Source organism: Micromonospora marincola (genome assembly GCF_056150385.1).
The window spans coordinates 33,474-47,584 of the sequence record NZ_JAXCFT010000015.1 but is presented as its reverse complement, the minus strand read 5'-3'; the positions used below and the strand labels follow the sequence as shown (position 1 = coordinate 47,584).

At 70.3% G+C, this 14,111-nt stretch carries 17 protein-coding genes; 6 read left to right on the top strand and 11 right to left on the bottom strand.

Annotated features, from left to right (window positions below; genetic code table 11):
• Nucleotides 1-14: 14 nt before the first annotated feature.
• Complete coding sequence (gene dnaE, locus SM450_RS24505; RefSeq protein WP_474622119.1) at nt 15-3,548, bottom strand: DNA polymerase III subunit alpha; 3,534 nt, start codon at nt 3,546-3,548, stop codon at nt 15-17.
• Nucleotides 3,549-3,733: 185 nt separating this feature from the next.
• Here dnaE and SM450_RS24500 point away from each other — a divergent pair, with 185 nt between their 5' ends.
• From SM450_RS24500 to SM450_RS24485, 4 genes are all read left to right on the top strand, one after another.
• A complete protein-coding gene (locus SM450_RS24500; RefSeq protein ID WP_281583772.1) occupies nt 3,734-4,075 on the top strand; it encodes a PadR family transcriptional regulator in 342 nt (113 codons plus the stop codon).
• Nucleotides 4,072-5,019 carry a permease prefix domain 1-containing protein gene (locus tag SM450_RS24495; protein ID WP_474622118.1) on the top strand — a complete coding sequence of 316 codons (948 nt, stop codon included), beginning with the start codon at nt 4,072-4,074 and terminating at the stop codon, nt 5,017-5,019. Before SM450_RS24500 ends, SM450_RS24495 begins: the two co-directional genes overlap by 4 nt.
• Before the next feature lie 186 nt (nt 5,020-5,205).
• Nucleotides 5,206-5,802 carry a hypothetical protein gene (locus tag SM450_RS24490; RefSeq protein ID WP_282292644.1) on the top strand — a complete coding sequence of 199 codons (597 nt, stop codon included), beginning with the start codon at nt 5,206-5,208 and terminating at the stop codon, nt 5,800-5,802.
• A 4-nt stretch (nt 5,803-5,806) separates the two neighbouring features.
• Nucleotides 5,807-6,874 carry a COG1361 family protein gene (locus tag SM450_RS24485; RefSeq protein ID WP_474622117.1) on the top strand — a complete coding sequence of 356 codons (1,068 nt, stop codon included), beginning with the start codon at nt 5,807-5,809 and terminating at the stop codon, nt 6,872-6,874.
• A 25-nt stretch (nt 6,875-6,899) separates the two neighbouring features.
• Here the strand turns inward: SM450_RS24485 and SM450_RS24480 are convergent, their stop codons facing one another.
• The 5 genes from SM450_RS24480 to SM450_RS24460 form a co-directional block, all read right to left on the bottom strand.
• Nucleotides 6,900-7,460 (bottom strand): GNAT family N-acetyltransferase, encoded by a 561-nt coding sequence (locus tag SM450_RS24480; RefSeq protein WP_474622116.1) that lies wholly within the window; start codon nt 7,458-7,460, stop codon nt 6,900-6,902.
• A 58-nt stretch (nt 7,461-7,518) separates the two neighbouring features.
• Nucleotides 7,519-7,707, bottom strand: a complete 189-nt coding sequence (locus SM450_RS24475) for a DUF397 domain-containing protein (RefSeq protein WP_474622115.1) — start codon at nt 7,705-7,707, stop codon at nt 7,519-7,521.
• The gene (locus SM450_RS24470) at nt 7,700-7,918 is read right to left on the bottom strand and encodes a type II toxin-antitoxin system VapB family antitoxin (RefSeq protein WP_474622114.1); all 219 of its coding nucleotides are present in this window, start codon (nt 7,916-7,918) and stop codon (nt 7,700-7,702) included. Before SM450_RS24470 ends, SM450_RS24475 begins: the two co-directional genes overlap by 8 nt.
• A gap of 92 nt (nt 7,919-8,010) precedes the next feature.
• Nucleotides 8,011-8,208, bottom strand: a complete 198-nt coding sequence (locus SM450_RS24465; protein ID WP_474622113.1) for a DUF397 domain-containing protein — start codon at nt 8,206-8,208, stop codon at nt 8,011-8,013.
• Nucleotides 8,199-8,996, bottom strand: coding sequence for a helix-turn-helix domain-containing protein (locus SM450_RS24460; RefSeq protein ID WP_474622179.1), 798 nt, complete (start codon nt 8,994-8,996; stop codon nt 8,199-8,201). The genes SM450_RS24465 and SM450_RS24460 overlap by 10 nt, the downstream gene beginning before the upstream one ends.
• 197 nt (nt 8,997-9,193) lie before the next feature.
• Here SM450_RS24460 and SM450_RS24455 point away from each other — a divergent pair, with 197 nt between their 5' ends.
• Together SM450_RS24455 and SM450_RS24450 are read left to right on the top strand one after the other, a co-directional pair.
• The gene (locus SM450_RS24455; RefSeq protein ID WP_474622112.1) at nt 9,194-9,451 is read left to right on the top strand and encodes a hypothetical protein; all 258 of its coding nucleotides are present in this window, start codon (nt 9,194-9,196) and stop codon (nt 9,449-9,451) included.
• Nucleotides 9,448-9,705: a hypothetical protein gene (locus SM450_RS24450; RefSeq protein ID WP_474622111.1), complete on the top strand. Its 258-nt coding sequence runs from the start codon at nt 9,448-9,450 to the stop codon at nt 9,703-9,705. Before SM450_RS24455 ends, SM450_RS24450 begins: the two co-directional genes overlap by 4 nt.
• 76 nt (nt 9,706-9,781) lie before the next feature.
• On the opposite strand, the gene SM450_RS24445 is transcribed toward SM450_RS24450, so the two are convergent.
• The 5 genes from SM450_RS24445 to SM450_RS24425 form a co-directional block, all read right to left on the bottom strand.
• Entirely contained in the window at nt 9,782-10,531 is a 750-nt protein-coding gene (locus SM450_RS24445; protein WP_474622110.1) for a YebC/PmpR family DNA-binding transcriptional regulator, read from the bottom strand.
• 106 nt (nt 10,532-10,637) lie between these two features.
• Complete coding sequence (gene pdxT / locus SM450_RS24440) at nt 10,638-11,243, bottom strand: pyridoxal 5'-phosphate synthase glutaminase subunit PdxT (RefSeq protein ID WP_474622109.1); 606 nt, start codon at nt 11,241-11,243, stop codon at nt 10,638-10,640.
• A 111-nt stretch (nt 11,244-11,354) separates the two neighbouring features.
• On the bottom strand, nt 11,355-12,266 hold the full coding sequence (gene pdxS / locus SM450_RS24435) for a pyridoxal 5'-phosphate synthase lyase subunit PdxS (RefSeq protein ID WP_474622108.1): 912 nt from the start codon (nt 12,264-12,266) through the stop codon (nt 11,355-11,357).
• Between the two features lie 142 nt (nt 12,267-12,408).
• Nucleotides 12,409-12,912, bottom strand: coding sequence for a hypothetical protein (locus SM450_RS24430; protein ID WP_474622107.1), 504 nt, complete (start codon nt 12,910-12,912; stop codon nt 12,409-12,411).
• Between the two features lie 32 nt (nt 12,913-12,944).
• Complete coding sequence (locus tag SM450_RS24425) at nt 12,945-14,105, bottom strand: glycosyltransferase family 4 protein (protein ID WP_474622106.1); 1,161 nt, start codon at nt 14,103-14,105, stop codon at nt 12,945-12,947.
• Nucleotides 14,106-14,111: the final 6 nt, after the last annotated feature.

Sequence of the window (14,111 nt, the reverse complement as noted above, 5' to 3'; positions counted from 1 at the left end):
CCGGCCGCGCACGGTCAGCTCACGTTCGCCGGGCCCAGGACGCTCTTCAGGTCGCCCATCAGCGCGGTGGTCGCGGCGACCCGGAACGGGCCGAGCCGCAGCGTGGTGGTCTTGCCGCCGTTGAGCAGCTTGATGTGCACCTCGGTGTCGCCGGGGTGCAGCACCAGGGTCTCCTTGAGCCGTTCGACGAGCGGCGGGGTGCAGCGGTGCACCGGGATGGTGAGCGTGACCGGCTTGTTCGCCGGATTGCTCGTCACGTCCGGCATGGACATGTCCATCGCCATGATGCGGGGGGTGTCGTCGCGGCGGTCCACCCGGCCCTTGACCACCACGATCGCGTCCTCGGCGATGTACTGCCCAATCACCTCGTAGGTGTTGGGGAAGAACAGCGTCTCCACGCCGCCGGCCAGGTCCTCCAGGGTGGCCGAGGCCCAGGCGCGGCCCTGCTTGGTGACCCGGCGCTGCACGCCGGAGAGGATGCCGGCGAGCGTGACGACCGCGCCGTCGGGCACGGTGCCCTCCTCGGAGAGCGCGGCGATGGTGGTGTCGGCCGCCGCGCCGAGCACGTGTTCCAGGCCGAACAGCGGGTGGTCGGAGACGTACAGGCCGAGCATCTCGCGCTCGAACGCCAGCTTGTCGCGCTTGTCCCACTCCCCGTCGCCGATGACCGGCATGACCGTGGTGCTGCCGCCGGTGTCGGCGTCGCCGAAGCCGGCGCCGAAGAGGTCGTACTGGCCGACCGCCTCCTTGCGCTTGACGTCGGCGTACGCGTCGATGGCGTCGGCGTGCACCGCGAGCAGGCCCTTGCGCGGGTGGCCGAGCGAGTCGAACGCGCCGGCCTTGATCAGCGATTCGATTGTCTTCTTGTTGCAGGCCACCGCGTCGACCTTGGACAGGAAGTCGTAGAAGTCGGCGTACTCGCCCTTCTCGTCGCGGCACCGCATGATCGACGCGACCACGTTCGCGCCGACGTTGCGCACCGCGCCGAGGCCGAACCGGATCTCCTTGCCGACCGGGGTGAACGGGCCGGCGGAGGTGTTCACGTCCGGCGGGAGGACCTGGATCCGCATCCGGCGGCACTCGGACAGGTAGAGCGCCATCTTGTCCTTGTCGTCGCCGACGGAGGTGAGCAGCGCCGCCATGTATTCCGCCGGGTAGTGCGCCTTGAGGTAGGCGGTCCAGTAGGAGACCAGGCCGTACGCGGCGGAGTGGGCCTTGTTGAACGCGTAGCCGGCGAACGGCACCAGGACGTCCCACACGGCCTGGATGGCGTCGTCGGGGTAGCCGTTCGCGCGGCAGCCGTCCCGGAACGGGACGAACTCCTTGTCCAGGATCTCCTTCTTCTTCTTGCCCATCGCCCGGCGCAGCAGGTCGGCCTGGCCGAGCGTGTAGCCGGCGAGGATCTGCGCGGCCCGCTGCACCTGCTCCTGGTAGACGATCAGGCCGTGGGTGGGGGCGAGGATCTCGCGCAGCGGCTCCTCGAGCGCCGGGTGGATCGGGGTGATCTCCTGGAGCCCGTTCTTGCGCAGCGCGTAGTTGGTGTGCGAGTCCACGCCCATCGGGCCGGGCCGGTAGAGCGCCAGCACGGCCGAGATGTCCTCGAAGTTGTCCGGCTTCATCATCCGCAGCAGCGAGCGCATCGGCCCGCCGTCGAGCTGGAACACGCCGAGCGTGTCGCCGCGGGCGAGCAGGTCGTACGCGGGCTTGTCATCGAGCGGCAGGCCGAGCAGGTCGAGCTGGGTGCCGTGGTTGAGCCCGATGTTCTTCACCGCGTCGTCGATGATGGTCAGGTTGCGCAGGCCGAGGAAGTCCATCTTCAGCAGCCCGAGCGACTCGCACGTCGGATAGTCGAACTGCGTGATGATGACGCCGTCGGCGTCGCGCCGCATCAGTGGGATGTGCTCGATGATCGGCTCGGCGGACATGATCACGCCGGCCGCGTGCACGCCTGTCTGCCGGATCAGCCCCTCGATGCCCTTGGCGGTCTCGATGACCTTCTTGACGTCGGGGTCGGAGTCGTAGAGGCCCCGGATCTCGCCTGCTTCGGCGTAGCGCGGGTGCTTCGGGTCGAAGATGCCGGACAGCGGGATGTCCTTGCCCATCACCGCCGGTGGCATGGCCTTGGTGATCCGGTCGCCGACCGCGTACGGGAAACCCAGCACCCGGGCCGAGTCCTTGATCGCGGCCTTCGCCTTGATCGTGCCGAACGTGGCGATCTGCGCGACCTTGTCCTCGCCCCACTTGTCGGTCACATACTTGATGACCTCGCCGCGCCGACGCTCGTCGAAGTCGATGTCGACATCAGGCATCGAGACGCGCTCGGGGTTGAGGAACCGCTCGAAGATCAGGCCGTGCGGGATCGGGTCCAGGTCGGTGATGCCGAGCGCGTACGCGACGAGCGAGCCGGCCGCCGAGCCTCGGCCCGGGCCGACCGCGATGCCCTGGTTCTTGGCCCACTGGATGAAGTCGGCGACCACGAGGAAGTAGGACGGGAAGCCCATCTGGATGATGACGCCCAGCTCGTACTCCGCCTGGACGACGTGTCCCTCCGGGATGCCGCCGGGGAAGCGGCGCTTGAGCCCGGCGAACGTCTCCCGGCGGAACCAGGACTCCTCGGTCTCGCCCTCGGGGACCGGGAACCGCGGCATCAGGTTGTGGAACGTGAACATCCCGGTCGGGTCGACCTTCTCCGCCACCAGCAGCGTGTTGCGGCAGCCCTCCAGCCAGGCGTCGGAGTTGTCGACCGCGCGCATCTCGTCGGCCGACTTGATGTAGTAGCCGCTGCCGTCGAACCGGAACCGGTTCGGGTCGGACACGTTCGCCGCCGTCTGCACACAGAGCAGGACGTCGTGCGCCTCGGCCTGCGCCTCGTGGGTGTAGTGCGAGTCGTTGGTGACCACCGGCGGGATGCCCAGCTTCTGGCCGATCTCCAGCAGCTCGTTGCGCACCCGGTGCTCGATCGGGATGCCGTGGTCCATGATCTCCAGGAAGTAGTTGTCCTTCCCGAAGATGTCCTGGTATTTCGCCGCCGCCTTCAACGCCTCGTCGAAATGGCCGAGGCGGAGCCGGGTCTGCACCTCGCCCGACGGGCAGCCGGTGGTCGCCATCAGCCCGGACGCGTTCTCGGCGAGGATGTCGGCGTCCATCCGGGGCCACTTGACGAAGAAGCCCTCGGTGTACGACTTGCTGGTGAGCGTGAACAGGTTGTGCAGGCCGACCTTGTTCGCCGCCCAGATCGTCATGTGCGTGTAGCCGCCGCTGCCGGAGACGTCGTCGCTCTTCTGCTCCGGGCGGCCCCACCGGACGCGCTTCTTGTGGTGGCGGGACTCGGGCGCGACGTACGCCTCGATGCCGATGACCGGCGTCACCCCGGCCGCCATCGCCTGCTTGTAGAAGTCGTTCGCGCCGTGCATGTTGCCGTGGTCGGTCATCGCCACCGCCGGCATCTCCTGCCGGCTCACCTCGGCGAAGAGGTCCTTGAGGCGGGCCGCACCGTCGAGCATCGAGTACTCGGTGTGTACGTGCAGATGCGCGAACGAATCGCCCATGCGTGGCGCCCCCCGGGTTGTGGATCAAGCTGCGTCGGAGCCGACCGACCCACCCTACCGAGGTGATCTCACCGGCTCCACCGTCCGCGCCGAGGGTGGTCGGCGTCTCTGCGGAGGGTGGTGTGTGTGACGCACGATGCTGTGCTCTATTGCAATGGTGTGTGGCACACAGTATCGTGTGACGCATGGTCAGCGACGAGGTTCTCCGAACGCATCTCCAGGAGTTGCGACGCGGCACGATCGTGGTCGCCAGCCTGGTCGCCCTGCGCCGCCCCGACTACGGCTACGCCCTGCTGCAACGGCTGGCCGCGCACGGCTTCGCGGTCGACGCCAACACGCTCTACCCGCTGCTGCGCCGCCTGGAGGACCAGGGGCTGCTGACGAGCGAGTGGAACACCGAGGAGAGCCGACCGCGCAAGTTCTACCGCACCAGCGACGACGGCGAGACGGTGCTGAACCGCCTGCTCGACGACCTGACCGCGGTGCGGACGTCCGTCACCGAGCTGATCGAAGGAGTGGGGCGATGAGTTCCCTGACCGACCGCTATGTGGCGGCCACCCTGCGGACCGTGCCGGCGCAACGCCGCGACGAGATCTCCACCGAGTTGCGCGCCGCCATCGCGGACATGATCGAGGGCCGCACCGACGGCGGGCAGGACCCGGCGACCGCCGAGCGCGAGGTCCTCACCGAACTGGGGGCGCCCGACCAGCTCGCCGCGCGGTACACCGACCGCATCCTGCACCTGATCGGCCCCACCTACTACCTGCTGTGGTGGAACCTGCTGCGCCGGCTGCTCACGTACATTCCGGCCACGGTCGGGGTGGTGGTGGGGGTGGTCGCCGCCGCGACCGACCGCCCCGGCGGTCCGATCGGCCCCGCGATCGCCGCCGCGGTGCAGACCACGGTGCAGATCGCGTTCTGGACCACCCTGGTCTTCGCCGTGCTGGAACGCACCCGCACCCCGCTGGACCTGCCCGCCTGGACGCCCGACAGGCTCCCCGAAGCGCCCGTCGAGCGGGACACCCGGCTTCCCGAGACCTGCGCGACCATCGCGATGGTGTTGTTCCTCGCCGGCTTCCTGATCTGGCAGCACTTCCACTCGTGGGTGGCGGGTGTGGACGGGCGGGACATTCCACTGCTCGACCCCGCGCTGTGGCACGGCTGGCTGCCGGCGCTGCTCGCCGTGCTGCTGCTCAGCGTGCTGTTCGAGGTCGTCAAATACCGGATCGGTCGATGGACCTGGCCGCTGTTCGGCCTCAAGACCGTCCTCGATCTGGCGTTCTGCCTGCCGCTGCTGTGGCTGCTGTGGACCGACCGGCTGCTCAACCCGGCGCTGATCCGAAGGTTCGAGTGGCTCCGCGACGAGGGAAACCTCGACACCCTCGTCACCATCACCATCGCCAGCATCGTCCTGGTCACCCTCTGGGGACTGGTCGAGACCGCGGTGAAGACCTACCGCGCCACCCGATGAGACCTGGTCCCGGTCCGGCGCACACGGGGGCACCGGACCGGGACCACACCGTCGACTCCACCGGGGCACGTCATCCAATCGGGTGCCTGCGGCGGCACAGAAAACTCATATAACTTCAAAACGGTCATTCCTCACATAATCTCTTGTTCGGGATGAAAGGTTCCACCGACAGGAGGTAACACCTGCATGAAACGCCAACTGACCGCGGGCGCCGTAGTGGGCGCGGCCGTGCTGGCCGCCGGCCTGCTCAACGCCGCGCCGGCCTACGCCGCCGACTGCCTGGACACCGTGGCCTGCCCGACCGATGTCACGTTCGACATCGCCCCGGGCGCTCTGAACATCACCGTGCCGGACAACGCCACGCTGACCACTCAGGCGCCCTCCGGCACGCCCACCACGTGGTGGGCGTACGGCTCGTTGGGCGACGTCACGGTGACCGACCTGCGCGCGAGCGACCCCGCCAACTGGGTGGTCTCGGTCGCGAGCACCGACTTCACCCACAGCACCACCGGCCCACTCATCGCCAGCTCCGACGTCTACTACTGCTCGGGCCCCGCCACCTCCAGCGACGGCGTCGGCGACTTCAACCCCGGCCAGGCCGGCCCCTGCACCGCGCCGCCGCCGCCGGTGGGCGACGCGCTGGGCACGTCGCAGACGGCGTTCACCCACACCTCCGGCGTCGGTGTCAACGACGCGACGTGGACGCCGTCGCTCAGCGTGCAGATCCCGCTGGACGCCATCGCCGGCACCTACGCCGGCGTCATCACGCACACCGTCACCTGAGCGTATGGCAGCACGATCCCGCCGTACGGTCGCCGCGCTCGCGGCACTCACCGTCCTGCTGGGCACGGTCGTCGCCGGTGCCCCCGCCTCGGCCGACGGCCACGGGGACACCGACGACGACCGCCCGCCCCCCGGGGCCCGGGCCGACGGGCGCATCGGCGTCCAGCTCCTCGATGCCACCAGGGGCCGCAAGGACGACCCGCGCGCCAGCATCTACCTCATCGACCACCTGAACCCGGGCGCGCGGATGACCCGCCGGTTGGCGGTGACCAACACTTCCAGCGGTCCACAACGGATCATGCTCTCCGTCGGCCCCGCCGAGATCAAGGAGAACGAGTTCGTCCCCGCCGACAACCCGCAGGCAAACGAGTTGCCCGAGTGGGTGACCGTCAACCGCGCGACGTTCGTCGCCCCGCCGGACAGCACCACCGAGCTGCGCGCGACGGTCACCGTACCGCCGAACGCGTCGCGCGGTGAGCGCTACGGCGCCATCTGGGCGGCCGTCGCCTCCCGGTTGAAGGACCCCAAGGGAACCGAGGTCGAGCAGGTCCACCGGGTGGGCATCCGGATCTACCTGGACGTCGGGCCGGGCGGGGACCCACCCTCCGACTTCACCATCGGCGAGCTTCTCCCCGGCCGCACCGACGGCGGCAACCCGGTGGTGCGCGCCACCGTCCACAACACCGGTGAGCGGGCCCTGGACATGACCGGGAAGCTCTGGCTGTCGGACGGGCCGGGCGGCCTCACCGCCGGGCCGTTCCCCGCCGAGCTCGGCACCACCGTGCCGATCGGGGGCAGCGCCCAGGTGCAGGTGCCGCTGGACCGGCAGCTACCGAACGGGCCCTGGCGGGTACGCCTGCGTCTGGAGAGCGGCCAGGTCCACCGGGAGGTCACCGGCACCCTCACGTTCCCGGACGGCCGCAACGCCTGGGGTGCCCCGGCCAGCACCGACGACTCCCGTCGGTGGATTCTGCTCCTCGCCGGCCTGGTCGCGCTGCTCCTGGCCGTCCTGCCCTTCCTCGTCTCCTCCGCCCTGCGCGCCCGCTTCCGCCGGCAGCCGGCGATTCGTTGACCGGCGGGTGGCGAGCGGCGGTCGCTCAGGCCGCCGCCCGCCACTCCCGCGCCAACAGGGCGTAGACGACCTCGTCGGTCCACTCCCCCTTGACGAACTCGTTCTCCCGCAGGTGCGCCTCGGGCCGCATGCCCAGCCGCTCCAGCACCCGGGCCGACGCGGCGTTGCGGGCGTCCAACCGGCCGACGATCCGGTGCAGACCCAGCCCGTCGAAGCCCAGCCGCAGCAACTCCCGGGCCGCCTCGGTGACGTATCCCCGCCCGGTGCGGTCCGGGTGGGCCACGTACCCGATCTCGCCCTGCCGGTGCTCCCGGCTGGTCCAGGTCAGCAGCACGTCGCCGACGACCACGCCGGTGTCCGCAAGCGTGACGGCCAGGTTGAGCACGTCACCCGGCGCGCGCAGCGCGGTGCGCCGCACCAGCCGGCCGATCGCCGCCCGCGCGGCGGCGTCGTCGTAGGGCTCGTGGTAGAGAAAACGGGTGACCTCCGCACGGCCCCGGTAGTCACGGACCACGGCGAGGTCGTCGGCGGTGAAGGCGCGCAGCAGCAGGCGCTCGGTGCGCAACGGCAGATCGGGTACGAGCACTCCGGCAGAGTACGGGCACGTCAGCGCCCCGGTCAGCCCGGTTTCGCCGAGCCTCGCGTCAGCGGGTTGCCTGCGCTCCAAGGAACACGGACCATGCCTCCGGAGTGAAGGTCAAGGCCGGGCCCTGCTGATCCTTGCTGTCCCGGACCGCCACCACACCGGGGAGGTTGTCGGCAACCTCCACACAGTTGCCCTGGGCTCCACTCCTGGTGCTCTTGCGCCAGGTCGCTTCCGTCAGATCAATCACGGTGTCTCTCCTTGATCCGCTGATCGAAGTGGAAACCGTTGCCTTCACAAACTTCCTGAAGGTCTGCCAGTGCGCGCCGCCGCCGCTCACGGCTGGATTTCACAGCCTGCCGAAGTGCCTCCGTCACGGTCTCCTGCTTGGTCCGGGTGCCGAGCGCGACAGTCGCTTCCGCAAGAAGATCCTCGTCGAGATCAAGCAGTGTCTTGGCCACTACAGACACCCCCAAAAGGTAACCTCCGGACAGCCCGGATAGTCACGGACCACGGCGAGGTCGTCGGCGGTAAAGGCGCGCAGCAGCCGGCGTCAGCGCGTCGCGGCTGGCTTCGAGTGAGAGACGAACGCCTGCCAGGCGGCCGGCTCGAAGACCAGCACGGGACCGCGCTGGTCTTTGCTGTCCCGGACGACAACGGCACCCGGGAGATTGTCGGCCACCTCGACGCAATTCCCGCCGTTGGTCCCCGACTTCGTCGACGTACGCCACCGGGCGTTTGTCATGTCCATGTCAGTGCCGCTTCCTTGATCAGCGCCAGAGAAAGCTTCCGGGGCAGGGCGTCCCGGACGATGATTTCCCAGGTCCGTTCGAGCGTAGCAATCTCGGCCGCACCGCTGACCGTCTCCGAACGGACCTGGTTGTCGACGTGGCCGAGGGTGGAGTCATCCGGCATGCTCGCCAGGATGAAGCCGCCTTGCAGCCCAGGATAGAGACCGGTCTCTTCGGGTACGACATGTATTCGAACGTGCGGTAGCTCAGCCGCCGCAGCGAGGTGTGCCAACTGTTCCCGCATGATCGCGCGGTCGTCGTTCGCGGTCCGGCGCAGGACGGCCGCGTCGAGCACCGCCACGAGGCGGGGCGGGTTCTCCTGGTTCAGGATCGCCTGACGTTCGATGCGGGAGCGGACCCGCTGGTCTATCTGCTCGACGGTGAGTTGCCCGCCCGCGTGCAGGATGGCTCGCGCGTACGCCTCGGTCTGCAGCAGTCCGGGCACGAAGGCGGGTTCGTACCAACGCAGAGCCGTCGCCTGCTCCTCGACGCTGATCCATTCGCGAAGCCAGGGCGGGGCCATGTCCAGGACCGAGAGCCGGTCGAGCAACCGGCCGAAGATGCCACCGGTCCGCAACGCCCTGTCGATCGCCGCCGCGTAGTCCGTCGTGGGCGGCCTACTGCCCGTCTCCACCGCGCTGACATGCGTCCCGGAGTAGCTGATCAACCGGCCGAACTCCTCCTGGTTGAGGCCCCGTGTGGTTCGCGAGCGACGCAACTCGTCAAGCAGGATCTCCGCCGCGGTCATGGTCACCATCCCCAAACCTCCTCCAACCCGCCGCACCTTTTCCTCACCACTCTCACCAGCGGAGATGCTTCTCGCCGCTGTCACTCCACAAGGGCCCGATCGCTTCTGCGGCCCGGCATTCGCGACGCAGAGTTTCACACACGGTACCGACAGTGAAGGTCGGCGACCGACATCAGCAGCCCTTTTCGGAGGTGGACATGGGTCGGTGGAAGTGGTTCCAGCGGCAGGTTGAGCCCGTCGACGTGGTGGAGCGTCCGGCGTACGGCCATCGGGCTGGCGCGTACGGCGACCACGCGGAGCGCGCCGAGCCGCCGTTCGCGGTCATCCTGGCCAGCTACGTGATCGACCTTCACCACCGGGCCGTGTGTCCTCGGTGCCGACCCGACGGGGGTTGCGAACGGCTCGCGCGGGCCGTGGAGACGCTGCGGGTGTGGCGGGACCGGAAGCGCGGATGACGCCGCGATCCGGTGATCTGCTCCACGTCACCCGGGCCGCCTCGGTCCAGTTCGTCCGGCCGATCATGTTCCGCGTCATCCGGACGCTCGACTGGACCACGTACGACGGGTGGGCCTGGTTTGACGGCTACGAGGTGAACGTTGCCGGCGACGCGGTCACGCGGCGGACCATCTTCGTCCGCCCGGCGGCCCTGCGGCGGCTGTCGGCCGCCCGTCCGCCGGCCGGGACGAGGGCGCGCGCCAGTACGCCGTAGTGACGGCATCCCGGGACTGGGATACCGCCACTACGCCGAGATGGTGTCGATCATGCGCCCGAACCCGGCGCACGGGTCAGCCGACCGCGGCCATGACCTCGTCGGAGACGTCGAAGTTGGCGTAGACGTTCTGCACGTCGTCGCAGTCCTCAAGCACGTCGATCAGCTTGAAGATCTTGCGCGCGCCGTCCTCGTCGAGCGGCACGTTCACGCTGGGGACGAGCGAGGACTCGGCCGACTCGTACTCGATGCCGGCGTCCTGGAGGGCGGTGCGCACCGCGAGCAGGTCGCCCGGCTCGGAGATCACCTCGAACGCCTCGTCGAGGTCGTTGACCTCCTCGGCGCCGGCGTCCAGCACGGCCATCATCACGTCGTCCTCGCTGGTGCCGGCCTTGGGCACGATCACCACGCCCTTGCGGGAGAACATGTACGACACCGAGCCGGCGTCGGCGAGCGAGCCGCCGTTGCGGGTAAGCGCCGTGCGCACCTCGGTGGCGGCGCGGTTGCGGTTGTCGGTGAGGCACTCGATAAGCATCGCCACGCCGCTCGGGCCGTAACCCTCGTACATGATGGTCTGCCAGTCGGCGCCGCCGGCCTCCAGGCCGGAGCCGCGCTTGACCGCGCGGTCGATGTTGTCGTTCGGGACCGAGTTCTTCTTCGCCTTCTGGATGGCGTCGAACAGGGTGGGGTTGCCGGCCGGGTCGCCGCCGCCGGTGCGGGCCGCCACCTCGACGTTCTTGATCAGCTTGGCGAACATCTTGCCGCGCTTGGCGTCGATCACGGCCTTCTTGTGCTTGGTGGTCGCCCACTTTGAGTGGCCGGACATCTGATACCTCCGTAAGTGATCCACGCCCTGCGTCGGCAACCCCCGCCGGAGCCGAACCCGGCAATCCTACCGAGGCCACGGCCGACAGGCACCCACGGGCGCTCGGTCAGGCGGCGGCCCGGACCAGGTCCACGAAGAGGCGGTGCAGGCGCAGGTCGCCGGTCAGCTCCGGGTGGAACGAGGTGGCCAGCAGGTTTCCCTGACGGACCGCGACGATCCGGTCGGCCGCCGGGCCGTCGGTCACCCGGCCGAGCACCTCGACCCCCGCGCCGACCCGCTCGACCCACGGCGCGCGGATGAACACCGCGTGGAACGGCTCGCCGTCGACCCCGGCGAGCGCCACCGGCGCCTCGAACGAGTCGACCTGTCGGCCGAACGCGTTGCGCCGGACGGTCATCTCGATGCCGGCGAAGCCGCGCTGGTCGGGGCGGCCGTCCAGCACCTCGGTGGCCAGCATGATCATGCCGGCGCAGGAGCCGTAGACAGGCATGCCGCCGGCGATCCGCTTGTCGATCGGCTCGCGCATCTCGAAGATGTCCACCAGCTTGCTGATCGTGGTCGACTCGCCGCCGGGCACCACCAGGGCGTCGACCGCGTCCAGCTCGCCCGGCCGGCGCACCGGCCGGGCGTCGGCGCCCACGCCCGCAAGCGCCGCGAGATGCTCGCGCACGTCGCCCTGAAGGGCCAGCACACCGATCACGGGTACGGTCACGCGTCGCTCCTCTCGGGCTGCGGTGTTAGGCGGGGGCCCCGCTTAACCGGGGGTGTTAAGCGGGGGCCCCGCCTCTACCGAAAGCGTTAAGCGGGGCCCCCGCCTTACACCTCACCAGCCGCGCTCGGCCAGGCGGTGGGGCTGGGGGATCTCGTCCACGTTGATACCCACCATCGCCTCGCCCAGACCGCGCGACACCTTCGCCAGCACGTCGGGGTCGTCGTGGAAGGTGGTCGCCTTGACGATCGCGGCGGCCCGCTGGGCCGGGTTGCCGGACTTGAAGATGCCCGAGCCGACGAAGACGCCCTCGGCGCCGAGCTGCATCATCATGGCCGCGTCCGCCGGGGTGGCGATGCCGCCGGCGGTGAACAGCACGACCGGCAGCTTGCCGCGCTCGGCGACCTCCTTGACCAGCTCGTACGGGGCCTGCAACTCCTTCGCCGCGACGAACAGCTCGTCGGCCGGCAGGGTCTGGATCCGGCGGATCTCCTGCCGGATCCGCCGCATGTGGGTGGTGGCGTTGGAGACGTCCCCGGTGCCCGCCTCACCCTTCGAGCGGATCATGGCGGCGCCCTCGGTGATCCGGCGCAGCGCCTCGCCCAGGTTCGTCGCGCCGCAGACGAACGGCACGGTGAACGCCCACTTGTCGATGTGGTTGGCGTAGTCGGCCGGGGTCAGCACCTCGGACTCGTCGACGTAGTCCACGCCTAGCGCCTGGAGGACCTGCGCCTCGACGAAGTGGCCGATCCGGGCCTTGGCCATCACCGGGATGGAGACGGCCGCGATGATGCCGTCGATCATGTCCGGGTCGCTCATCCGGGACACGCCGCCCTGGGCGCGGATGTCGGCGGGCACCCGCTCCAGCGCCATCACGGCCACGGCGCCGGCGTCCTCGGCGATCTTCGCCTGCTCGGGGGTGACCACGTCCATGATCACGCCGCCCTTGAGCATCTCGGCCATGCCGCGCTTCACGCGGGCGGTGCCGACGGTGGCGTCGGTGGTCGGGGCGGGGGAATCAGACACGGTTCATCGCTCCTCGGCGTGCTGTGACGGGCGTGCTGTGACGGTGGCTGCGCAGAATGCTACGACCGGCGCGACGCCGCTCCGACAGCCAATCGGCCCCCCGGTGGACTGCGCTGTGGCCGCCGTCACGGCCCCGGCACGCTCAACCGGTGGTGACGTCCGCGCGCGGGACCACCGTGGGGTCGTCGATGTCGAAGTAGCGGGGCCACTCCCGCCCCCGCCCCATCCGGAACAGCCGCACCACCGGTCGGCCCCGTGCCGACCGGGCGTCCCGGACCAGGTCGGTGTGCACCTGCCGGGCCAGCGCCAACCGCCGGCTGGCCGCGATCACCGCGCCGCTGGCCGGGTCCGCCGGGTCCAGCCGCACCGCGCGCAACTGCCGGGTGAGGTCGTTCTCGGCGGCCTCGCGCTCCTCCGGGACGGCGTCAAGCGCGATCCGGGCCGCCGCGTACAGCTCCACGCCGTACCGCTGCTCGGCCAGGACCGCGGCGGCGGCGGCGCGGCGCAGCAGGTGCGCCTCCAGCGCGCGGGACGCCGACTCCGCGCGGATCTGCAGCCGCTGCACCCGGCCGGCGGTCCAGATGAGGTACGCCGAGACCAGCCCGACCGCCAGGACCGCGCCCACCACCCACCACATGCCCGGCATCGTAGTGCTGCTCCTCATCCCGGCCGGCCTGGTCAGCCCAGCCCCGCCCATTCCTGGTCCATGACCCGGCCGTCGGTGGCCTCGATCGCGGCTGCGTATACCTCCAGAACGCGGCGGGCAACCACGGGCCAGTCGAAATTTGCCGCCACCTGGTCGCCCCAGCCGGTCAGCCCGGCCCGCAGGCCGTCGTCGTCGAGCAGCTCGGTCAGCGCGGCCCGGAGCGCCACCGCGTCCCCGGTCGGGAAGAGCCGGCCGGCCCGGCCGCCGTCGAGCACCCGGCGGAACGCGTCCAGGTCGCTGGCGACCACCGTGGTCCCGGCGGCGAGCGCCTCGGTGAGGATCATCCCGAAGGACTCCCCGCCGGTGTTCGGCGCGACGTAGACGTGCACGCTGCGCAGCATGCGCGCCTTGTCCGCCTCGGAGACCAGACCGAGGAACGTGACCCGGTCCCGCAGGTCGGCCGGGAACCGGCCGTACAACTCGTCGGCGTCGCCCGGCCCGGCCACCAGCAGGCGCAGCCCGGGACGGCGCGGGGCGAGCGCGACGAACGCTTCGCACAGGATCGGGAAGCCCTTGCGCGGCTCGGTGAACCGGCCCAGGAAACCAAGCGTGCCGCCGCGGCCCGGCGCGCACTCCCCCGGCCAGTCCGGCAGTGGCGGCACCCCGGCGAACTTCGCCACCGCCACCCCGTTGGGGATCTCCACCGCGCCGCCGTCCATGTGCTCGACCTGCACCTTGCGGGCCAGCGCGCTCACCGCGATCCGGGCGGTGATCCGTTCGAGGAGGATCTGCAGCACGCCCTGCGCCGCGGAGAGCACCCGGGACCGGGTCATCGCGGTGTGGAAGGTGGCCACCACCGGCCCCCGGGCGCAGAGCACCGCGAGCATCGACAGGCTCGGCGTGAGCGGCTCGTGCACGTGCAGCACGTCGAAGTCGCCGCGGTTGATCCACCTGCGTACCCGGGCGGTGGAGACCGGGCCGAAGGCGATCCGGGCCACCGACCCGTTGTAGGGCAGCGGCACGGCCCGCCCCGCCGACACCACGTACGGCGGCAGCGCCGCGTCCTCGTCGGCCGGGGCCAGCACGCTCACCTCGTGGCCGAGCCCGAGCAGCGCCTCGGCCAGGTCCATGACGTGGTTCTGCACCCCGCCCGGGATGTCGAAGGAGTACGGGCAGACGATGCCGATCCGCATGGCGTC